We start from the raw sequence: 21,577 nt of genomic DNA, 5'->3' as shown, positions 1-21,577 counted from the left end.
AGACTATAAAAAGGAAAATCCGAGAACCTGTGGGGGAGATCATCTGCTTCTCACCGAGAAGCTGTGAGGGTTCTGCCTCTTTGAGCGATCCCCTTATTAGTTCATCCTGATAGTATTAAGAATCCAGTCGCACAGGCTTGTACCACCGCTCGCACCGGGTACAGCCAACACTTTAGGGGATATCGCAATAGTGAATGATCAGCGCATCGAGGCACGGTGGGAAGAAACCAGAAACCGCCGTACCTGGCATCCAAAAATTCGAATCGCCCTTTATCTAGCAGATATTGTGGCTATTTCAATCACCTTTGCCATAGCACATGTCGCAAGTTTTGGTTTTGCTAATTCCGGGGTTATGGGGCGTAAGGAACTGCCCTGGGGCTATATTGCAACCGGCGTAGTGTTTGGGATTATCTGGTTTCTTGCCCTGTCTGTGGCCAATAGCCGCAACATCCGTTACCTGGGCCAGGGCAACGACGAATATCGCTTAGTGACAAAGGCTACCAGCTATTTCTTTGCACTCATTGCGATTTTTTCTTACCTGACCAAAATAGATTTTGCCCGCACCTACGTTATCTTGGCCTATCCTATTGGCCTCTTACTTCTTCTCTGTGCCCGGTGGAGCGTCCGCCGCTGGCTGGTTCATTGGCGCAACCGGGGTAGGGCTTTGTCCCGAGTCATGATTATTGGGGATGTCGCCTCTGGCAATCACCTCCTCAAGACCTTAGAAGGCGCAAGAACCTCAGGCTTAAGTCCTGTTGCGGCCTACCTTCCACGCCTGAGCCCAGGGACCCGTTTAGATGACGAGAACCTACCTGTTCTTGGCTATTCACCCGACCCTGCAGAGGTCTTACAGGTGGTGCGTGACAATAATATCCATGCCGTAGCAGTATCAACCGGGCACGGCCTGAACCCTACCGAGCTTAGGCGACTGGGCTGGGCTCTAGCGGCTGCTCATGTCGCGCTCATTATGGCTCCGGCCCTGACCGATATAGCAGGCCCCCGTATCCATACCCAGCCGCTGAACGGGGTTCCGCTCATCCACGTCCACACTCCCAGGATCGACGGGGCAAAGGCAATTGTTAAAAGGAGTATTGACGTTTTCGCTTCGGCTTTCGGCTTGATTGTCTTAGCCCCTCTGCTTGTCTCCATTGCCCTGCTCGTGAAGTCCGACGGCGGACCGATTTTCTTCCTGCAGGAGCGCGTGGGCATCAAGGGAACCAGCTTTCACATGATTAAGTTCCGTTCTATGGTTCCCAATGCTGAAGAGCTCAAAGATCAACTCATCGATAAGAACGAGGGAAACGGTGTGCTCTTTAAGATGGCCGATGACCCCCGCATCACCAAGATCGGTAAGTTCATTCGCAAGTACTCTATCGATGAGCTCCCCCAGCTCTGGAACGTGCTCATCGGCGATATGTCGCTGGTCGGTCCTCGCCCACCGCTACCCGCTGAGGTTGAGCAGTATGAGGAGGACGCCTACCGTCGGCTACTGGTTAAGCCAGGTATCACGGGTCTGTGGCAGGTTTCTGGCCGTTCTAACCTCTCCTGGGAAGAGTCCATTCGGCTTGATCTCTACTACGTTGAGAACTGGTCTGTTATTGGTGACTTCGTGATTCTATTCCGCACCGTCCGAGCTGTTTTTGCCAAGGAGGGCGCATACTAGAAGCCCTGTTCTCTGGTCTGAACCAAGGCGCCCCGTGCATTTCTGCTACGGGGCGCATCTTTTTTCTGTTTTATGCGGGATGTGAGGCTAGGGTTTGGGCCACTGCACCGGGTATGTGTTCAGCCACCAGGGTAGGCGGTAGCGGGCCTGGCATACCGGCTGGGTGTACATGTTCGGCGGCTTTTCCGTGGATCAGGACAGCGGCGGCGGCCAGCAGTGCGTAGTCTTTTGATTTCCGGGTCTCAGCGGGTGTCTCTGCCTGGTAGCGGGCTAGGATCGCGCCCAGAATGCCGGCGAGGGTGTCTCCGCTACCGGCAGTTGCCAGCCAGGGGCTGTTGCCCGTGACGGTGTAGGTCTGCCCCGATGGTTCACTGATGGTTGTTGAACCGCCTTTGAGCAGTACTGTGACGCCGAGAGCGCCAGCAAGAATTCTGGCGTAGCGGGCTGGTTCGTTCTCAATCTCATGGCGGCTAGGTACTTCAGTAAGCTCCGGGAGCAGCTGGGGTTTAAGGGTAGCTAGCCAGGTCAAGGCATCGGCGGCTTCACCTGCATGCGGGGTGATGATGTGGTGGGCGGCCAGTTCTAGACCGTCAACTGCAACCAGTTGGCTTGCGAGTGCTACCGCACCGGCATCAATAACCCCGGGTTCTCTGGCCTGCAGGATCTGCCGTAGCTGGTTTTCGCGGTCTTGACCGCTGATACCGCTGCCCAGCGCCCAGGCATCGACCCGGGTCTTCTCCGGGGTGCTGGTTACTGTGCAAACGGCTTCTGGAACGGACAGGTGCATCAGGAGGTTGAGGGAGGAAGTTCCCAGGAATCTGACCATACCTGCACCGGTATTAACTGCGGCACGGGCCGACATGAGCGCCGCACCGGGGTAGCTATCGCTTCCGGTGAGTAGCCCCAGCACACCTCTGGTGTACTTGTGTGAGGTGCCTGTAGGGGCGGTAAGCACCTGTGCGCATTGCTCAAGAGTCAGCGGCTGAGGTTCATGAGTCATAGCTTACTTTCTTACTACTGTGATGTGCTGGGTGGTAGGATTCCGCGGGCCGAGGGGTCGTGTTCAGCTAGATAGGCCATTTCTTCTGAGCTGAGCCGTTCTGCCATGACAGTAGCGGTCGCTACGGGTTCATCGTGGCTGATGGTCAGGTGCAGACGGTTAATTCCCAGCTCATGTGCTCTTTGGGCCACGGTTCCTTGGATGGTGAGATAGGGCGCACCGTTGGTGTCGTTCTCAACCCAGCAGTGGTGCCAGACCAGTCCGGCAGGCGCTCCGAGAGCTTTGGCTGTAGCTTCTTTTGCCGCAAAGCGGGCAGCTAGGGAACGGACTGGTTTGCCGCGTTCTGAAGGCACAAAGAGGCGCTCTTTCAGGCCCGGTGTTCGCTTGAGGAGCTCAGCAAAACGGTCAATGTTCACTACATCGACGCCGGTTCCCATAATCATGCCTGTACCTTCCAGGTAGGTGTTTATAATCCTTGCCCCATTCTAGTCGTGGTTTGAGTGGGGAAATAGAAGCCCCCGTATCCTTGCGAGGATACGGGGGGCGTATAAACAACCTAGCGAGAGCCTTTACTCAACGGTCACCGACTTGGCCAGGTTACGAGGCTGGTCAACGTCGTAGCCCTTTGCGTGGGCTACCGAGCATGCAAAGATCTGCAGCGGAACGGTAGAGAGCAGGGGCTGAAGCAGGCTGGGTGCGGAGGGGATGCGGATGATGTGATCAGCGTGCTCCTCAACAGCGGTGTCGCCCTCTTCTGCGATAACGATGGTCACCGCGCCGCGAGCGCGCACTTCCTGGATGTTAGAAACAACCTTGGAGTGCAGTGAATCGCGGCCGCTAGGTGAGGGAACAATCACGAAGATCGGCTGGCCTTCTTCAACCAGGGCGATGGGGCCGTGCTTGAGCTCACCAGCGGCGAAGCCTTCGGCGTGTAGGTAGGCGATTTCCTTGAGCTTGAGTGCACCTTCGAGTGCTACGGGGAAGCCCACGTGGCGGCCCAGGAAGAGAACCGACTTGGCGTCCTTCATGGACTTGCCAAGGTCCTTGACCTGGTCTTCTGCGTCGATGACAGCCTGAATCTTTTCGGGCATCTTCTGCAGTTCTTCAAGGATTGAGCGGATTTCGTCCTTGAACATGTTGCCACGTAGCTGAGCCAGGTAGAGGCCCAGCAGGTAGGCTGCAGCGATCTGTGACAGGAAGGCTTTGGTAGATGCAACAGCGATTTCGGGGCCTGCGTGGGTGTACAGAGCGGCGTCTGATTCGCGGGGCAGGGTCGAGCCATTGGTGTTGCAGATGGAGACAACCTTAGCGCCCTGTTCCTGGGCGTGGCGGACGGCCATGAGAGTGTCCATGGTTTCGCCGGACTGTGACAGAGCCACAACCAGGGTCTTCTCGTCAACAATCGGGTCACGGTAGCGGAACTCGTGAGCGAGTTCTACCTCGGTGGGGATACGACACCAGTGCTCGATGGCGTAACGGGCGACCTGGCCTGCGTAAGCGGCGGTTCCACATGCGACCACGATAATTTTGTTGATGCTTCGCAGGGTTACATCGTCAATCTTGAGTTCATCGAGGGTGAGGTTGCCCTTTTCGTCCAGACGGCCAAGCAGGGTGTCGCGGACAGCTGCAGGCTGCTCGTGGATTTCCTTCTCCATGAAGGAAGAGAAGCCGCCCTTTTCAACAGCGGCGGTGTCCCATTCAATGGCAAATTCTTTACCCTCAGCGGGGAAGCCCTCAAAGTCGATGATGGAGTATTCGCCACCGGTGATGGTAACGATCTGGTCCTGCCCCATTTCGACTGCACGCTTGGTGTAGTCGATGAAACCTGAAACGTCTGAGCCCAGGAAGTTTTCGTTATCACCCAGGCCAATAACCAGGGGTGAGTTGCGGCGGGTTGCCACAACGCGATCCGGAAAATCAACGTGGATAGCCAGAATGGTGAAGGCACCTTCCAGGCGGTTGGATGCCCGGCGCACGGCCTTTGTCAGGTCTTTGTTTTCCAGTTTGTTGTAAATGCTGGCGATGAGGTTAGCGGCGATTTCGGTGTCAGTCTGCGACTTGAATTCCACGCCTTCTGCCAGCAGCTCAGCGCGAAGCTCAGCGAAGTTTTCGATAATACCGTTGTGAACGACTGCTAGCCGCCCATTGTCAACAACATGGGGATGCGCGTTGGTGTCGGTGGGGCCGCCGTGGGTTGCCCAACGGGTATGGCCGATACCGATCGTGGTTGAGGGAAGGGGGCTTGCCGCTACCTCAGCCTCCAGGTTAACCAGTTTGCCTGACTTTTTACGGAATTCAATTCCGTCTTCGCCGATGAGTGCTACACCGGCCGAGTCATAGCCACGGTATTCCTGGCGACGCAAGCCTTCAAGAACTACGTCGTACGCGCTATGGTCAAATTTCTTACCGTCTGCGGCAGTGCCCAGACTTACATATCCTACGATTCCACACATACTCTCATACTACATTGCCTATCACGCGCCTCTGATGATTTACTGACTGATCAGTACGACACAGTTTGACCTTATAAACGCCGAGGTTACCGCACTGTCATATTCAGTCAGGTAGAGGCTGTGGCCGTAGACTATAGAGAATGAGCAACCCACCTCTCTACCTCAGGCACTCTCCCTTTATTGAGCTGGACCGGGAAACCTGGTCTCGGTTAGCGAGCGAAATTGAGGTTCCCCTGAGTGAAGACGAGTTAGAACAGCTTCAGGGGCTTGGGGAAACAATTGACCTGGACGAGGTCAGCCAGGTTTATCTCCCTATCTCCAGGTTGCTCAACCTCTACGTCAATGCAGCAGCCAGCACTAACCATATGACCAATGATTTTCTGGGTATTCGGGGTCAAAAGGTTCCTTTTATTATTGGTGTGGCTGGCTCTGTAGCTGTTGGTAAGTCAACTACCGCCCGTGTACTGCAGGAGCTCCTCCGCAGGTGGCCCTCAACCCCCAACGTCCAGCTTGTGACCACCGATGGTTTCCTCTACCCCAACGCTGAGTTAGAGCGGCGCGGGCTGATGGGCAGAAAGGGATTTCCCGAATCCTATGACCGGCGGGCTCTCCTGCGCTTCGTCTCGGACGTCAAATCAGGCTCCCCCTCAGTGACAGCGCCTAAATATTCGCACCTGTACTACGACATTATTCCCGGGGAGCATATTGAGGTTACCAGCCCCGATGTACTCATCGTTGAGGGCCTGAATGTGCTAGCTCCTGCCAAGCTGGGGGCCCATGAAAGCTCGGCTCTGAGCCTGGCTGATTTCTTTGACTTCTCCATCTATGTGGATGCCCGGACCAGCGATATCGAGTCCTGGTACGTACAAAGGTTCCTTAAACTCCAGCGTTCTGCCTTTACCAACCCGGAATCCTACTTCAAGCGGTACGCCAACCTTTCTGAGGAGGCCGCGCGTGAGCTTGCTTTAAGTATTTGGCGTTCTATCAATGAGCCCAATCTTCGAGAGAATGTCCGACCAACGCGGGGCCGGGCACAACTTATTCTCAAAAAATCACATGACCATAAAATTCGTCGCGTACTCCTGAGAAAGAACTGACGTGCAAGAGCTAAGACACACCCCGCTTGCTATCGCGGGAATCATCACCATGGCCTTAACAGCTTGCTCTTCTACAGGAGAGGACACTGTAAAGTTTTCGCCTACTCAAGGAGAGGAGGTCTCTGCCCAAGCCACTTCTGTAGCGTCAGCAACATCTGCTGAAGCATCAGCCGGTACTTCAGTCAGCCCGGCTTCAGAGCAGGCCAGCACCAGCCCGGCTAAAGCTACCCCCCAGGGGTCAGAGCCAGCTCAGCCTGGGCCCACCTACTTTGCGGACACTTCAAGAGCTTCTTCACTGAATGTGGTGGTCAACAAGCAGAACCCTCTCAACCCCTTAACTTACGCCCCAGCCGATCTGCAACCCATCGGTGGTGTCTATCTGCGGGCCCAAGCCAGCCAGGCGGCCCAAAAAATGTTCGCTGATGCGGCAGCAGCCGGTGCACCGATGACTGCACTCAGTGGCTACCGCTCTTATGAGACCCAGCAGGCAACCTACGCAGGCTGGGTCGCCCAGTACGGCCGGGAAGGGGCCGATGTTGCCTCCGCCCGCCCAGGTTACTCGGAACACCAAACCGGTCTTGCCCTTGATATTGGTAGTGGCAGTGACTGCGATCTTCAGCCCTGCTTCAGGGACACCGCCACGGCTCTCTGGGCAGCTGAGCACGCCCACGAGTACGGCTTTATTGTTCGCTACCCCTGGATGGAACACGAAACCACCGGCTACTGGTACGAGTCTTGGCACCTGCGCTACATCGGAAAAGAGCAAGCCAAATCCTACAAAGAATCAGGGGCGAAAACTCTCGAAGAGTTCTACGGACTACCGGCAGCACCCTCCTACTAGCTTTCAGCCACCACTCGGGTTTTCCACACCTACCTCTCACGGTAGGTTTTAGCCCTAGTGTGAGTAAGTGCACTAGGACTATATCCGAAATGGTGGCTTTTTGTGTGTTCACTTGCCCTTTAAGGCGCTAGTGTTGGACTTATGCTTAGTGGATTTAAAGATTTCATCACCCGCGGTAACGTCATCGACCTGGCAGTTGGTCTGATTATTGGCACCGCCTTCACCGCCGTTATCACTGCCCTGGTTGAGTCGGTTCTTATGCCGGCTATCGCCGCTCTTGTCGGCACTCAGAGCTTTGACCAGTTCCTGGCTTTCGGGGACATCAAGGTCGGCGTTTTCCTGACCGCAGTTGTTAACTTCCTGCTCGTCGCAGCAGCTGTTTACTTCTGCATCGTAACACCCATCAACAAGCTCAACGAACGTCGCGCTGCCAAGCTCGGCCTCGAAGAAGAAGCTGAAGAAGAGGATCCCCAGGTTGCTCTTCTCAAGGAGATCCGTGACGCCCTGAGCGCCAAGTAATCTCATATAAAACTCCTATAAATCACCAGGGCCCCGGTAGCACAAGCTACCGGGGCCCTACTTTTTCTCTCCCACCTTCATCAGCTATCGGTCCCAGTCGATAGAAAGGCTTAAGTCCCTCCGCAAAGAGAGACAAAGCTAGCTCTGGCACAAGGCCAATGATTCCCTACCCCCCTTGCGCCTAACAGGAGCTAGCTCCCCCCCCCTGCAGAGAAGCCACAGAATTCCTGCAAAGAGAAGGCGGGCCTCCCCTAGTGGGGAGACCCGCTGTAAGTCTTTAGACCCGAACGCGCTCTACAGAGCTAACTCACGAGAGACCACATCGGCAAGAGCCTGAGCAGTGGCATCGGCGACTTCCTGAGTCTGGGCCTCAACCATGACGCGCACCAGAGGCTCTGTGCCCGAGGCCCGAAGCAGTACACGGCCACTATCACCAAGTTCAGCTTCTGCCTGTGCAATAGCTTCCTGGAGGGGCTGGCAGGTAGCAACGCCGGAACGGTCAACACCCTTGACGTTGATGAGTTTCTGGGGGGTTGCTTGCATACGGTTAGCCAACTCGGAGAGAGGCAGACCTGTTCGGGCAACCTCAGCGGCAAGATGCAAACCGGTGAGAACACCATCGCCGGTCGTGGCATGATCGCTCATAATCACGTGACCTGACTGTTCACCCCCCAGGTTGTAGCCGTGCTTGTTCATGGCTTCAAGAACATAGCGATCCCCCACCTTGGTACGCACAAGCTTGATGTCATGATCCCTGAGGAAATGCTCCAAGCCCAAAGAACTCATGACGGTTGCGACCAGGGTATCGTCTTTGAGCCTTCCTGCTTCTTTCATGGAAAGAGCAAGAATGGCCATAATCTGATCACCATCTACCAGGTTGCCCTGCTCGTCTACCGCCATACAGCGGTCAGCATCACCGTCATGGGCAATGCCCAGGTCAGCGCTGTGCTTAACAACGGCTTCTTGCAGGAGCTCGGGGTGAGTAGAACCCACACCGTCATTGATGTTGTTGCCATCGGGCTCGGCGCCAATAAGGAAGACTTTGGCGCCCAGGGCGTGGAAAGCGTCTGGGGAAACACCTGAGGAAGCGCCATTGGCGCAGTCCAAAACCACTTTGAGGCCGTTGAGACGGCGGTGTTCTGGCATGGTCGACATCAGGTGTGTCACGTAGCGGTCTTCGCCGTCTGTTAACAGACGAACTCGCCCAACATCACCGTGAGTGGGGTAACGGAAGTCTTTGGAACGGTAGAGAGCCTCAATGGCGTTCTCAATCTCATCATCCAGTTTCTTACCGCCCCGGGCCAAAAACTTAATGCCGTTGTCTTCTGCGGCGTTGTGCGACGCGGAAATCATGACACCAAAGTCTGCGCCGGTGCTTGCTACCAGGTAGGCAGCTGCAGGCGTGGGTACCATACCCGCGTCAAGGACATCAACGCCAGAAGCCGCGAAACCAGCGGTCATAGCTGCACCAATAAACTCACCGGAAATACGGGAGTCATGAGCGATGACAGCCTTGGGGCGAGTACCTTCTTCAACCGTATTGAACCCTAGGACGATGGACGCGGCCTGCGCTAGCTCCATAGCAAGCGCAGGAGTGATGAGATCGTTAGCGAGGCCGCGAACACCGTCGGTTCCGAATAATCTAGTCATTACAGACTATTCTACGCTCTCAGAGCTACTTTTCTTCACGCAGGACGGGGAAACCCTCTGGATTTTCGATGCTATCGTCGTCATCCTCCAGAACGTCCGAGCCCTTACCAACAATCAAGGAGTCTGTGGCCCCTACCAGGGCGTGGTCCTTATTGGGGTACTCAAACTGGCTGAGCACATGGCGCATAGCTTCTAGGCGAGCACGCTTTTTGTCGTTTGATTTGACCACGGTCCAGGGAGCATCACCGGTGTCAGTGTAGAAGAACATGGCTTCCTTGGCTGCGGTGTAGTCGTCCCACTTATCCAGCGATGCTAGGTCGGTAGGTGAAAGCTTCCACTGGCGCACAGGGTCGGTACGTCGTGAATTGAAACGGGCCAGCTGCTCTGCACGGGTGACAGAGAACCAGAACTTGATGAGCCTAACTCCGGAGTTCACCAGCATACGTTCTAGCTCAGGAACCTCACGCATGAACTCGTAGTACTGCTGGGAGGTGCAGTAGCCCATGACGCGCTCAACACCGGCACGGTTGTACCAAGAACGGTCCATGAGCACGATCTCGCCGCCTGAAGGAAGGTGCTGGATATAACGCTGAAAGTACCACTGGGTCTGCTCAATATCGGTGGGCTTCTCCAGGGCCACAACACGAGCGCCTCGGGGATTAAGATGCTCCATAAAGCGTTTGATGGCGCCACCCTTGCCTGCGGCATCGCGGCCCTCGAAGATAATGAGTACCTTCTGGCCGGTTTCTTTAATCCATAGCTGCAGTTTGAGAAGCTCAATCTGCAAGGCACGCTTCTCTTTTTCGTACTCTTTACGTCCTAGTTTCTTATCGTAGGGGTAGCCTACCTTCCAGGCATCAGAGAGGCTCTCCTCTCCCCCCTTGAGTTTCTTGGTCAATGATGCAATCTCATCGAGCTCTGCACTGTAGTCTTCAACGACAGAGACCCGACGAGTTGTTTTAGCCAGGGCGGCCTTGACAGCTTGTTTCTTAGTGTCCTCAGGTCTGCCGGCGTGGGCCTCTTTGCCCTCAGTAACCGGGGGTGTAGTCTGTGTGTCCTCTTCCGCTGCGGCTTTTTTGCCTGGTGTGGGGTTCTGACCGGTTGCACGCGCGTCATTAGCAGATGCCATGGGCATCCTTTCTCTCGGTGTAGTTTCCACCACTATCTTAGAACGCCTCTGGGAGTAAACCCACTGTTACAGAACTTTTGACCCTAACCGGGAGCAAAGCTCTCTTATTAGGCTGACCAGGAAATACAAAAGTGCCCCCTCCCAAAAAGGGAGAGGGCACTTCTCAAACAGCTGAGGCTGAAAGGATTCCAGTAAAGCTTAACGCTTGGAGAACTGTGAAGCCTTACGTGCCTTCTTAAGACCAGCCTTCTTACGCTCGATAACACGAGCGTCGCGGGTCAGGAAGCCTGCCTTCTTGAGGGCGGGGCGGTTGTTCTCGGTATCAATCTCGTTCAGTGCACGAGCAACGCCAAGACGCAGTGCGCCGGCCTGGCCGGAGGGTCCGCCACCTGAGATACGGGCGAAGACGTCGTAAGCGCCTTCAAGCTCAAGAAGCTTGAAAGGATCGTTTACTTCCTGCTGGTGCAGTTTGTTGGGGAAGTAGTTGTCAAGCTCGCGACCGTTAACGGTCCACTTGCCGGTACCGGGTACCAGGCGAACGCGAGCAACAGCTTCCTTACGGCGACCAACAGCCTGACCGCCAACGGTCAGTGCGGGGCGGGCAGCCTTCTCAGCTACAGGAGCTGAGGATTCGGAAGTGTAGCTAGTGAGCTCTTCTTCGGTGGTGTACTCTTCGTTCTGAGCCACGATGTCTCCTTTAATAGTTCTTTCGTAGGCCCGAATTACTGGGCAACCTGGTTGAATTCGTAGGTCTTGGGCTGCTGAGCTGCGTGGGGGTGCTCAGAACCAGCGTAAACCTTGAGGTTCTTGAGCTGCTGTGCAGCCAGCTTGTTCTTGGGGAGCATGCCCTTGACGGCCTTCTCTACGGCGCGAACAGGGTTGGTTTCCAGCAGTTCAGCGTAGTTGACGGACTTGAGACCACCGGGGTAGCCCGAGTGGCGGTAGGCACGCTTCTGCTCAAGCTTTGCACCGGTCAGTGCAACCTTTTCTGCGTTGATGATGATGACAGAGTCACCCATGTCAACGTGAGGTGCGAAGGTGGGCTTGTGCTTGCCGCGCAGCAGGATTGCGGTCTGGCTTGCGAGACGGCCGAGAACAACGTCAGAGGCATCAATGATGTGCCACTGGCGGTTGTTATCGCCTGACTTCGGAGTGTAAGTGCGCAAAATTTCGCCTTTTCTCGTTTCGGGTAGCGCTAGTTGGGTATCGCGCTAGATTACTGTGAGTGCGTGGGGCAGGGTTCGGGTGAGGGCCAAACACAACTGCCTACCAAGCTCCTAAGACCACTTATTCCCCGTTATTGTCCTGCAACTAGACCGAAGAACAGGGTACGAAATTAGGGCGGTATACGCACAACGTATGAAACTATACCCAATCTTCTAGCTTTAAGCCAGAGCTAAGCTCCCTTAAATAGGCTTGTTTGACTGACCTCACCTTTAAATCACACGAATGTTATTTAAAGAGTTCTTAGATTCCTTGCCCTATTGGCCTGCCTGGCGTATCCGGAGGCTTCTGGGTAGCTAATCCGTGCCAGAGCTAAGCCTCGTGGGGCGGCCAGACGAACCTGAGAATCACGTACCGGCGTGCTGATGCGGCTCTGCAACCAGGCCATATCGCGGGCACCCTCCCCTACCATGACCAAAGAAGCTATCAGGGTTCTGACCATATTGTGACAAAAAGCATCTGCCCTGATAGTTGCCTCGATGAGGCCGTCTTCTCTGCGTTCAAAGCTCAGTTCCCGAAGCTCGCGAATTGTTGTGGAACCGGCCCTGGGCTTGCAGAAAGAAAGGAAGTCCTTAAGGCCCAGCAGTTCTTCTGCTGCCCTGTTCATTAGCTGCAGGTCAAGCCCAGCATTAACCTGCCAGGCAAGGTGCCTGTTGAGCGGATTACTACCCCGTTCCTCCTGGTGATCTTCAATCAGGTAACGGTAGGACCGCTCTAGGGCAGAAAAGCGGGCATCGAAGTCGGCAGGCACCTCACGGCACTCTGTCACAGTGATTGCTTTCTGGAGATAGCCCTGCAAGCGGGTGGGTAGCCCGAGCTCAGCCTCTGCATCGGCCAGCGCCCGGCTCAAGGCCCCCCGCAGTTTACGGCCTAGTGCCTTACCGGGGTCAAGATTTAGATTCTTACCCGGCATTCTTTCCCAGGCAGAACGCGAGACGTCGAAGTGCACTACCTGGTGCAGGGCGTGGACACCGGCGTCGGTTCTACCAGCCACAGTAGTGTATATGGGCACCCGAAAAATGAGGGCAAGCGCTTCTTCCAGGACACCCTGTACAGTAATCAACCCGGGCTGTTTAGCCCAACCTGCAAAGGGGCCACCGTCATAGGAAAAATCTATCCGCACGCGCACCGTGGAGTCAGCGGTCTCTTCCTCATCCGCAGATAGCACAGCGCCCAGAGGGTGTTCAGTCATGTCTCTCCTTCCCAGCGTCCTGCATGTATTTCTTCCACTGTAGCGGCAAACAGAACCATAGCTTAAAACAGCGGTGGCCTCCCCCTGAGGGAAGGCCACCGCAGACACCGAAAATTATTCGGAGATGGTCTGTGCTGCAGCACCACCAGCAGGTGCGTAACCTGCTGCTTCAGCTGATTCCTTGGTGTCGAACCAAATCTCAGCCTGGGTGTTTGCATACCAGCGTGAGCCGGGTACGTGGTACTTCATGGAGTCAGCGTTGCCCTTGATCTCGAAGCCCTCGGGAGCTTCACCGGATTCCAGAGGAGCGTGTGCGCCTGCGGGCAGGTCAGAAGCCTGAGCTTCTTCTGCTACGGGAGCGGCAGCTGCTGCGGGAGCAGGGGTCTCTTCCTGAGCTGCTGCACTATCTGCAACCTTGGTTGCTTCAGAAACAGCTGCTGCGGTTGCTACGGGCTCCATGACCAGTTCGATAACGGCCATAGGAGCGTTATCGCCCTTGCGGTTACCGATCTTGGTGATGCGGGTGTAGCCACCGGGGCGTTCTGCCATTGCGGGTGCAATGACGGTGAACAGTTCGTGGACAACTGACTTGTTACCGATGGAGCGCAGGACGCGACGGCGAGCGGCGAGATCACCCTTCTTAGCGAAGGTAATCAGGCGCTCAGCGACCGGACGCATGCGCTTGGCCTTGGTAACGGTGGTGGTGATGCGCTTGTGCTCGAAGAGCTGCTGAGACAGGTTGTTCAGCATGATGCGCTCGTGGGTCGGTGATCCGCCGAGGCGGGGACCCTTAGTGGGAGTAGGCATATTAATTTCTCCTGGTAAGCCGTTCCTCAAGCCGTCAGGCTAGTGGAACCAAAGATGTTTGACTGGTGTAACGCGGGTGCGTTGACTGCCGGTGTCTTAGTAGTCGCTGCCGTAGCTGTCGTCGTCCTGCAGGCGGGCTGAGAGATCCATACCGGCGGGTGAGTCCTTGAGGGACAGGCCGAGCTCGGTGAGCTTTGCCTTGACTTCGTCGATGGACTTGGCACCGAAGTTACGGATGTCCATGAGGTCAGCTTCGCTGCGGGTCACGAGCTCACCCACGGTGTGGATGCCCTCGCGCTTGAGGCAGTTGTAGGAGCGGACGGTCATGTCCAGGTCTTCGATGGGCAGAGCCAGGTCTGCGGCCATTGACTCGTCAGCGGGTGACGGGCCAACTTCGATACCTTCAGCGGCAGTGTTGAGTTCACGGGCAAGGCCGAAGAGCTCAACGAGGGTGTTACCTGCTGATGCGACTGCGTCGCGGGGAGCAATTGCTTCCTTGGTTTCGACGTCCAGGGTAAGGGAGTCGAAGTCGGTGCGCTGCTCAACACGGGTTGCGCTAACGCGGAAGGTGACCTTCAGGACGGGTGAGTAGATGGAGTCAACCGGGATACGGCCGATCTCTGCATCACCTGACTTGTTCTGGGCTGCCGAGACGTAGCCACGGCCGCGTTCGATGGTCAGTTCTGCGTTGAAGTTTGCGCGGTTGTTGAGGGTTGCGATGTGCAGATCCGGGTTGTGGATCTCGACGCCTGCGGGCACCTCAATGTCGGCTGCGGTGAGCTCACCTTCGCCCTGCTTGCGCAGGTAAGCGATAACGGGTTCGTCGTTCTCAGATGAGATGGAGAGCTTCTTGATGTTCAAGATGATCTCGGTGACGTCCTCGGTCACACCTTCTACGGTGCTGAATTCGTGCAGCACACCGTCGATGCGGATGCTGGTTACAGCGGCACCGGGGATTGATGAGAGAAGGGTGCGACGGAGGGAGTTACCCAGGGTGTAGCCGAAGCCGGGTTCGAGGGGCTCGATGGTGAAGCGTGAACGGTTTTCCGATACATGTTCTTCACGTAGGATGGGGCGCTGTGCAATGAGCACTATGTTTCCTTTCGGTGAGCATCCGCTATATGAGCTCACAGGTTGGGAAAAACGAGTGAGGAAGCAGACGAAGCAGTCTGTTCATTGATCGGCTACCGTGAGGTGGCCAATCGCCCGATGTTCGGGACGCGTCTAGACAGCGAGGTTTAGACGTGGCGGCGCTTCGGGGGACGGCAACCGTTGTGGGCAACGGGGGTGACGTCCTGGATGGAGCCAACCTCGAGGCCGGTAGCCTGGAGTGAGCGGATAGCGGTTTCGCGACCGGGGCCGGGGCCCTTAACGAAAACGTCTACCTTGCGGACACCGTGCTCCTGAGCGCGCTTTGCAGCGGTCTCAGCGGCCATCTGAGCTGCGTAGGGGGTTGACTTACGTGAACCCTTGAAGCCCATTTCACCTGCGGATGACCAGGAGATAACCGCACCTGAAGGATCGGTGATCGATACGATGGTGTTGTTAAAGGTTGACTTGATGTGTGCCTGACCGGCAACAATGTTCTTGGAAACCTTGCGGCGGCCGGTTCGTTTGGCCGCTGCGCGAGTCTTGGGAGGCATTTTTGATTCTCCTACAAAGTTTTGGTGGAAGTGTTGGCCTTACGCGATGTGTAAGACTGAGACAACACTGTTTACTTCTTCTTACCGGCGACGGTACGCTTGGGGCCCTTGCGGGTACGAGCGTTGGTCTTGGTGCGCTGGCCGTGTACGGGAAGGCCACGGCGGTGACGCAGACCCTGGTAGCTACCGATTTCTACCTTGCGGCGGATATCAGCAGCAACCTCGCGGCGAAGGTCACCTTCAACCTTGTAGTTGCCTTCGATGAAGTCACGAAGTGCTACGAGCTGTGAGTCGTCAAGGTCCTTGACGCGGGTGTTGGGGTCAACACCGGTTGCAGCTAGCGCTTCTTTTGCACGGGTCTTGCCCACGCCGTAGATGTAAGTAAGAGCAATTTCCACGCGCTTTTCGCGGGGAATATCGACTCCAGCGAGACGTGCCATGGGGCGTTCTCCTTGTTTTCGCAGAGGTCTGTGACATCACTGCCCGGTTGTTCCGGTCCCCGGCCTCTGTGCCCGAGGGTATCCTGATCGCTCAGGAGCGGTGCCATTTTCTGTCTGCCACCGGTGAGGGTGGACTTTTCTCAGCTGTCCTGGGTGTTAGCCCTGGCGCTGCTTGTGGCGCGGGTTTTCGCAGATCACCATGACCACACCGTGACGGCGGATCACTTTGCACTTGTCGCAGATCGGCTTAACGCTCGGCTTGACCTTCATCGCATTCCTTTGCGTTGATGTTTCAGCTAATGCTTTGGACGGGCGGGGTAAGAGGTTCTGTGTCCGGTTGCCCGGTGGTAGAACTGTTTACCCCTTTTACACGGCGTAAACGCCGCATAGTGCGACGTTTGCCTTTGTGTTTACTTGTAGCGGTAGACGATACGACCGCGTGAGAGGTCGTAGGGGCTCAGCTCCACTACTACTCGGTCCTCAGGCAGGATTCGAATGTAGTGCTGACGCATCTTGCCTGAGATGTGTGCCAGTACTTTGTGTCCGTTGTCCAGCTCAACGCGGAATGATGCGTTGGGCAGTGCTTCGACCACGGTACCTTCGATCTCGATGACGCCGTCTTTCTTGGCCATATCCTCCGCTTTACGTTCGTGCCCATTTTTGTGTGGGCAGTTGGTAGTATTTTTTCTGCGTTCGGGGCTTGTTCTCAAGGGGTGAGCTTGGCTCCGCATGCGCGCAAACGCTTGGCACAGACAACCAACAATCTAATATACGGCAAATGCCCCAGAAAGTTAACGGTTTCCTCAAAACATAATGAGGTTCACATTAACTCGCTGGGGCTTTGTTGCTGTTGCGGTTCTTGCTTGAAGCGGACACAAGATGATGGAGGAGCAGTCCCCCGTATGCCTTCAATTTATTAGCTTGGGCATACTCCTATGCTGGCTGGGATTTATTCTGCTGGTGGTCTGCCCCGTCTGCTGGCTTGGGCTGGCGTTTGGGGGCAGACGGGGCGCACAAGCAAAAAGAGGAACTTATATACTCTTAGTCCTCTTTGGCGGCTAGCTGGCCGCATGCTCCGTCGATATCGCTACCGCGTGTGTCGCGCACGGTGGTGGGAATGCCATGGGCGCGGAGGCGCTCAACAAAGTTCTGTTCAACGCCCTTGCGTGATGCTGTCCATTTGGAGCCGGGGGTGGGGTTGAGGGGGATGGGGTTGACGTGGACCCAGCCCCGGCCGCGCTGGGCCAGTTTCTTACCGAGGAGGTCCGCGCGCCAGCCCTGGTCGTTGATGTCGCGAATGAGTGCGTACTCGATGGAGATACGGCGGCCGGTGGTCCGGTAGTAGTCGTAGGCCGCGTCGAGGGTTTCGTCGACTTTCCAGCGCTGGTTGATGGGGATCAGTTCGTCACGAAGTTCATCATCTGGGGCGTGCAGAGACAGCGCCAGAGTGATGGGGAGTTTTTCGAGTTCAAATTTGCGGATACCGGGGACTAGTCCAACGGTAGACATGGTGATGCCCCGTGCTGAGATTCCTAGGCCTTCGGGGGCCGGATCGATGAGGCGGTGGACGGCCCCCATGGTTGCCTTATAGTTGGCGAGGGCTTCACCCATGCCCATGAAGACGATGTTGGAGACGCGCAGGGGGCGGGTGTTTTCGGATCCGCCTTCGGCCTCTTCAAGGCCCTTCATTTCTTTCAGGTAACGGGCACCGGCTACAACCTGCTCCACGATTTCGGCGGTGGAAAGGTTGCGGGTGAGACCCTGCTGGCCGGTGGCGCAGAAGGGGCAGTTCATACCGCAGCCTGCCTGCGATGAGATACACATGGTAACGCGGTTTTCGTAGCGCATGATCACAGACTCGACCAGTGCTCCGTCAAAGAGGCGGTGAACTACTTTGAGGGTATCACCGCCATCTGCTTCGAGAGTACGCACGGTGGTCAGAAGCTGGGGCATGGCTTCTGCGACCATTGTATTGCGTTCGGCGGCGGGTAGGTCGGTCATCTGCTCGGGGTCAGTAACCAGGCGTTCAAAGTAGTGCTTGGAGAGTTGGGCGGCGCGGAAGGGCTTGTAGCCCAGTTCTTCCAGAAAGGCGCGGCGGCCTGCCATGTCGAAGTCAGCGATGTGGCGCGGGGGCTTGCCGCGGCGAGGGGCCTTGAGGATGATTTGCCCCGGCTCTGGTCTGGCGCTAGAGATTTCCAGGGGGACGCTAATCGTTTCAGTCATAAAGTCTATGCTTTCGGTGAGGGGTGTGGGCTAGCGGCCTTTCCCCGGTGAAATGGTTCGTTTCTGATGCTCGGAGCGGCGGGTAATCCAAAGGTTCTGAGGGTGCCGCGCCTTCGCGATGAATTCTTAGGCAGGAATGGGCTTTACCGTCAGACCGAGCTTGGAGAGTTCGGAGGCTCCGCCGTCTTCGGCGGTAAGGACCCAAATACCGTCTGAGTGGATCGCCACGGAGTGCTCCCATTGGCAGGCATCTCCCCCATCAAGAGTTTTGATGGTCCAGTCATCTTCGAGGGTGACGGTTTCAATGCCGCCGGTGACCAGCATGGGCTCAATCGCTAGGGCCATTCCTTTTTTGAGGCGGGGGCCCAGGTCACGAGCGGCGTAATTGAGTACGTCTGGGGCCATGTGCATGGAAGTGCCAATTCCGTGGCCTACAAAGTCTTCAATGATCCCGTACTTGTCGCCGGTTTCTTGGCGGACAAAGTTTTCAATGGCGAAACCAATTTCACCGACTTTTTTGGCTCTTGCGGCAGCGGCAATGCCCTGCCAGAGAGCCGCGCGGGTGATCTCGGAGAGCTCGCGGCGGGCATCGGATACGGTTTTCCCGACCAGGACGGTTCGGGCGGAGTCGCCGTGCCAGGTGGTTCCGCGGTCGTCCTGAACGGTTGCGCCGCCGTCAATGGAGATAATGTCACCTTCAGCTAAGACCCGGTCACCGGGGATCCCGTGGACCACTTGGTCGTTGACGGAGGTACAGATAGTTGCCGGGTAGTCGTAGTAGCCCAGGAAGTTAGACCCGGCCCCGTGTTCGGCGAGTACCTTCCGGAAGACCCGGTCAAGCTCTGCGGTGGTCACACCGGGTAGGGCTGCGGCAACGGCAGCATCTAAGGCGCGGGAGGTGATAACACCGGCTCGGGCCATCTCAGCTAGTTGACGGTCGGTTTTGTACTCTATGCGGCGCATGTGTCTCTTTCAGGGCTGTATGGGGCTTGTGGTAAATGCCAAGGCTACACCAGTGTGCGTTAAAGTGCTGTGCCCCCGCAATGACCGGGGGCACAGGTGGGTCGGTAGGCTCTACTTAAGAGCATCCATGATGCGGGCGGTAACCTCATCGATCTCGCCCAAACCGTTGACTTCTGAAACCAGCTGACGCTCGGTGTAGATTTCAAGCAGCGGAGCGGTTTCTTCTTGGTAGACCTTCAGGCGGTGGCGGATGACCTCTTCGTTATCATCTGAGCGACCTTCTTTAGCGGCCCGGCCCAGCAGACGCTGAACCAGTTCGTCGTTATCTGCAACCAGGAGCAGAACACGGTCAATTTTCTGGCCCATGTCAGCAAGAATTGAGTCGAGTTCAGCAACCTGAGCGGTATTTCGGGGGTAGCCGTCCAGCAGGAAGCCCTGGGCGGTATCGTCTTCAGCCAGACGAGCGCGTACCATACGGTTGGTTACCGAGTCTGGAACCAGGTTGCCTGAGTCAATGTAGCTCTTTGCTTCTTGGCCCAGGTCGGTAGCTTCCTTAATATTCTTGCGGAAGATGTCGCCGGTAGAGATAGCGGGAATGTTCAGTTTTTCAGCTATTTTGACGGCCTGAGTGCCTTTGCCGGCACCGGGAGGGCCGATGATGAGCAAGCGGTTCATCGGAGCAGTCCTTCGTAGTTGCGTTGTTGGAGCTGGGCGTCGATCTGCTTGATAGTATCAAGACCAACGCCGATAACGATCAGCAGTGAGGCACCGCCGAGCGGGAAATTTTGGTTGGCACCAAAGAGCACAAATGCAATCAGTGGAATCAGGGCCAAGAGTGCTACATAGATAGCGCCCGGTAGAGTGATGCGGTTCAGGACGTAGCTCAGGTACTCCTGGGTTGGTCGCCCTGCACGGATACCGGGAATGAAGCCGCCGTACTTCTTCATATTGTCTGCTACTTCCTCGGTGTCAAAGGTGATTGAGACATAGAAATAGGCGAAGCCAAGGATCATCAGGAAGTAGAGAACCATGTAAAGCGGTTTGTCCCCCATGGTTAGGTTGGCCTTGACCCAGTTGACCCATTCCGGTGGTGCAGAGCCATCGGAAGGAGTATTGAACTGAGCGAGCAAACCGGGAACCATCAGCATGGATGATGCAAAGATGATGGGGATAACACCGGCCATATTGACTTTAAGAGGAATATAGGTGGTTGTTCCCCCGATAGTGCGGCGACCAATCATACGCTTAGCATACTGAACCGGGATACGACGCTGGGACTGTTCTACAAAGACCACAGCAACGATCAGGACCAGGCCAACTGCAATGACAGCTGAGAAGATGCCCCAACCTTGCGCCTGTAAAATAGCTCCAAATGCACCGGGGAATGCAGCAGCAATAGATGTAAAGATCAGCAGGGACATACCGTTGCCCACGCCCTTCTCGGTGATCTGTTCGCCCAGCCACATGACGACGCCGGTACCGGCTGTCAGGGTGGTGATAATCAGAAGAATGTTGAGAAAACCGTCCTCGGGAATTACCGGCAGGGTGCACCCTTGCAGCAGCATGCCCGAACGAGCCAGTGAAACGATGGTTGTGGCGTTCAGCAGAGCCAGCAAGATAGTCAGATAGCGAGTGTACTGGGTGAGTTTAGTCTGCCCCTGCGCGCCTTCCTCATGGAGTTGCTGGAACCGGGGAATCACCACGCGCAGCAGCTGCACAATAATACTGGCGGTAATGTATGGCATAACACCCAGGGCAAAAATCGAGAGCTGAAGCAGCGCGCCACCGCTAAAGAGGTTAATCATGTCGTAGATACCACCGCTTGCGGTGATGGTATTGAGGCACTGCTGGACGTTTCCGTAGGAAACACCGGGGGCGGGGATAAAGACGCCCAACCGGTAAATCACGATAATTCCCAGGGTGAACAGCAGCTTGTTACGCAGGTCAGGCGTCTTAAAGGCCCGTCCGAAAGCGGTCAGCACATGTCCTCCTGTGAGACAAAAGTTTTGGTAGCCCTTCTTTCCTGGCCGAAGCCAGAAGACGGAGCTTTTACACAATCTTCTACAGTTTAGCGCTTAATCTTAATTATTTCGCGGTCACGCTGTGTGGCCAGCCCTATACCCAGGCTTTTCAGTGTTGATACTCTGGCTTCGCTCCCCCCACCCCAGCTTTCCAGCAGATGAGACCGGCCCCTGTAGATGGCATCAAAAGAAGGGCTCCCCTCACGGTGACGTGAGAGGAGCCCTACCGGTTAACCCGGTGAGTCCAAAGACTACTTGACGGTTACAGAACCGCCAGCAGCTTCGATCTTAGCCTTAGCTGATTCGGAAACCTTATCAACGGTTACCTTGTAGGCTACTGAAACTTCGCCGGTACCCAGAACCTTAACCAGCTCGTTCTTCCGAACGGCGCCAGCTGCTACCAGTGCGTCAACGGTGATGTCGCCGCCCTGAGGGAACAGTTCCGCAATACGGTCCAGGTTAACAACCTGGTACTCGGTACGGAAGGGGTTCTTGAAGCCGCGGAGCTTGGGAAGGCGCATGTGCAGCGGAAGCTGACCACCTTCAAAGCCCGCACGGACCTGGTAACGAGCCTTGGTACCCTTGGTACCGCGACCTGCGGTCTTACCCTTTGAGCCTTCACCGCGGCCTACGCGGGTCTTTGCCTTATGGGCACCCGGAGCCGGGCGCAGATCGTGAATCTTGATAGCGTCGTTATTTTCTACTGCCATCT

Annotated in this window: 23 protein-coding genes; 4 read left to right on the top strand and 19 right to left on the bottom strand. The window is 56.1% G+C overall.

The window, feature by feature from the left end; all coding sequences use genetic code 11:
* The first annotated feature begins 190 nt into the window (after positions 1-190).
* Positions 191-1,663: a sugar transferase gene (locus tag ACN080_RS01645; RefSeq protein ID WP_419099335.1), complete on the top strand. Its 1,473-nt coding sequence runs from the start codon at positions 191-193 to the stop codon at positions 1,661-1,663.
* Between the two features lie 70 nt (positions 1,664-1,733).
* Here the strand turns inward: ACN080_RS01645 and ACN080_RS01640 are convergent, their stop codons facing one another.
* From ACN080_RS01640 to glmS, 3 genes are all read right to left on the bottom strand, one after another.
* The gene (locus tag ACN080_RS01640) at positions 1,734-2,663 is read right to left on the bottom strand and encodes an ADP-dependent NAD(P)H-hydrate dehydratase (RefSeq protein WP_419112873.1); all 930 of its coding nucleotides are present in this window, start codon (positions 2,661-2,663) and stop codon (positions 1,734-1,736) included.
* A gap of 14 nt (positions 2,664-2,677) precedes the next feature.
* Positions 2,678-3,106 (bottom strand): holo-ACP synthase, encoded by a 429-nt coding sequence (locus ACN080_RS01635; protein ID WP_419112872.1) that lies wholly within the window; start codon positions 3,104-3,106, stop codon positions 2,678-2,680.
* A 126-nt stretch (positions 3,107-3,232) separates the two neighbouring features.
* Positions 3,233-5,116: a glutamine--fructose-6-phosphate transaminase (isomerizing) gene (glmS, locus tag ACN080_RS01630; RefSeq protein WP_419112871.1), complete on the bottom strand. Its 1,884-nt coding sequence runs from the start codon at positions 5,114-5,116 to the stop codon at positions 3,233-3,235.
* A 140-nt stretch (positions 5,117-5,256) separates the two neighbouring features.
* Between glmS and coaA the strand changes: the two genes are divergently transcribed.
* The 3 genes from coaA to mscL all read left to right on the top strand — a co-directional run bounded on the left by coaA (position 5,257) and on the right by mscL (position 7,573).
* Entirely contained in the window at positions 5,257-6,213 is a 957-nt protein-coding gene (gene coaA, locus ACN080_RS01625) for a type I pantothenate kinase (protein WP_419104936.1), read from the top strand.
* A 1-nt stretch (position 6,214) separates the two neighbouring features.
* The gene (locus tag ACN080_RS01620) at positions 6,215-7,054 is read left to right on the top strand and encodes a M15 family metallopeptidase (RefSeq protein WP_419112870.1); all 840 of its coding nucleotides are present in this window, start codon (positions 6,215-6,217) and stop codon (positions 7,052-7,054) included.
* Positions 7,055-7,195: 141 nt separating this feature from the next.
* Complete coding sequence (gene mscL / locus ACN080_RS01615) at positions 7,196-7,573, top strand: large conductance mechanosensitive channel protein MscL (protein WP_419110762.1); 378 nt, start codon at positions 7,196-7,198, stop codon at positions 7,571-7,573.
* Positions 7,574-7,867: 294 nt separating this feature from the next.
* Here the strand turns inward: mscL and glmM are convergent, their stop codons facing one another.
* From glmM to rplO, 16 genes are all read right to left on the bottom strand, one after another.
* A complete protein-coding gene (gene glmM / locus ACN080_RS01610; RefSeq protein WP_419099328.1) occupies positions 7,868-9,223 on the bottom strand; it encodes a phosphoglucosamine mutase in 1,356 nt (451 codons plus the stop codon).
* A gap of 25 nt (positions 9,224-9,248) precedes the next feature.
* Positions 9,249-10,352, bottom strand: a complete 1,104-nt coding sequence (gene ppk2 / locus ACN080_RS01605) for a polyphosphate kinase 2 (protein ID WP_419099327.1) — start codon at positions 10,350-10,352, stop codon at positions 9,249-9,251.
* Between the two features lie 198 nt (positions 10,353-10,550).
* Positions 10,551-11,039, bottom strand: coding sequence for a 30S ribosomal protein S9 (rpsI, locus tag ACN080_RS01600; protein ID WP_419110764.1), 489 nt, complete (start codon positions 11,037-11,039; stop codon positions 10,551-10,553).
* 35 nt (positions 11,040-11,074) lie between these two features.
* On the bottom strand, positions 11,075-11,518 hold the full coding sequence (rplM, locus tag ACN080_RS01595; RefSeq protein WP_419099326.1) for a 50S ribosomal protein L13: 444 nt from the start codon (positions 11,516-11,518) through the stop codon (positions 11,075-11,077).
* Positions 11,519-11,808: 290 nt separating this feature from the next.
* On the bottom strand, positions 11,809-12,768 hold the full coding sequence (gene truA / locus ACN080_RS01590; RefSeq protein WP_419099325.1) for a tRNA pseudouridine(38-40) synthase TruA: 960 nt from the start codon (positions 12,766-12,768) through the stop codon (positions 11,809-11,811).
* Between the two features lie 114 nt (positions 12,769-12,882).
* Positions 12,883-13,575, bottom strand: coding sequence for a 50S ribosomal protein L17 (rplQ, locus tag ACN080_RS01585; protein ID WP_419099324.1), 693 nt, complete (start codon positions 13,573-13,575; stop codon positions 12,883-12,885).
* A 96-nt stretch (positions 13,576-13,671) separates the two neighbouring features.
* Positions 13,672-14,667: a DNA-directed RNA polymerase subunit alpha gene (locus tag ACN080_RS01580; RefSeq protein WP_419099323.1), complete on the bottom strand. Its 996-nt coding sequence runs from the start codon at positions 14,665-14,667 to the stop codon at positions 13,672-13,674.
* 146 nt (positions 14,668-14,813) lie between these two features.
* Positions 14,814-15,218 carry a 30S ribosomal protein S11 gene (gene rpsK, locus ACN080_RS01575; protein ID WP_083090739.1) on the bottom strand — a complete coding sequence of 135 codons (405 nt, stop codon included), beginning with the start codon at positions 15,216-15,218 and terminating at the stop codon, positions 14,814-14,816.
* A gap of 71 nt (positions 15,219-15,289) precedes the next feature.
* Positions 15,290-15,658, bottom strand: coding sequence for a 30S ribosomal protein S13 (gene rpsM / locus ACN080_RS01570; RefSeq protein ID WP_237202258.1), 369 nt, complete (start codon positions 15,656-15,658; stop codon positions 15,290-15,292).
* A gap of 156 nt (positions 15,659-15,814) precedes the next feature.
* Positions 15,815-15,928: a 50S ribosomal protein L36 gene (gene rpmJ, locus ACN080_RS01565; RefSeq protein ID WP_004005257.1), complete on the bottom strand. Its 114-nt coding sequence runs from the start codon at positions 15,926-15,928 to the stop codon at positions 15,815-15,817.
* A gap of 140 nt (positions 15,929-16,068) precedes the next feature.
* Positions 16,069-16,290: a translation initiation factor IF-1 gene (gene infA, locus ACN080_RS01560; protein WP_083090737.1), complete on the bottom strand. Its 222-nt coding sequence runs from the start codon at positions 16,288-16,290 to the stop codon at positions 16,069-16,071.
* A 409-nt stretch (positions 16,291-16,699) separates the two neighbouring features.
* The gene (gene rlmN / locus ACN080_RS01555) at positions 16,700-17,881 is read right to left on the bottom strand and encodes a 23S rRNA (adenine(2503)-C(2))-methyltransferase RlmN (RefSeq protein ID WP_419112869.1); all 1,182 of its coding nucleotides are present in this window, start codon (positions 17,879-17,881) and stop codon (positions 16,700-16,702) included.
* Positions 17,882-18,007: 126 nt separating this feature from the next.
* Entirely contained in the window at positions 18,008-18,844 is an 837-nt protein-coding gene (gene map / locus ACN080_RS01550; protein WP_419112868.1) for a type I methionyl aminopeptidase, read from the bottom strand.
* A gap of 111 nt (positions 18,845-18,955) precedes the next feature.
* Positions 18,956-19,519 (bottom strand): adenylate kinase, encoded by a 564-nt coding sequence (locus ACN080_RS01545; RefSeq protein ID WP_419099320.1) that lies wholly within the window; start codon positions 19,517-19,519, stop codon positions 18,956-18,958.
* On the bottom strand, positions 19,516-20,826 hold the full coding sequence (gene secY / locus ACN080_RS01540; protein WP_419112867.1) for a preprotein translocase subunit SecY: 1,311 nt from the start codon (positions 20,824-20,826) through the stop codon (positions 19,516-19,518). Before secY ends, ACN080_RS01545 begins: the two co-directional genes overlap by 4 nt.
* 290 nt (positions 20,827-21,116) lie before the next feature.
* A complete protein-coding gene (rplO, locus tag ACN080_RS01535) occupies positions 21,117-21,575 on the bottom strand; it encodes a 50S ribosomal protein L15 (RefSeq protein ID WP_419099318.1) in 459 nt (152 codons plus the stop codon).
* Positions 21,576-21,577: the final 2 nt, after the last annotated feature.

The organism is Rothia sp. CCM 9416 (assembly GCF_048513535.1).
Lineage (GTDB): Bacteria > Actinomycetota > Actinomycetes > Actinomycetales > Micrococcaceae > Rothia.
This window is presented reverse-complemented; position numbering and strand designations above follow the sequence as displayed.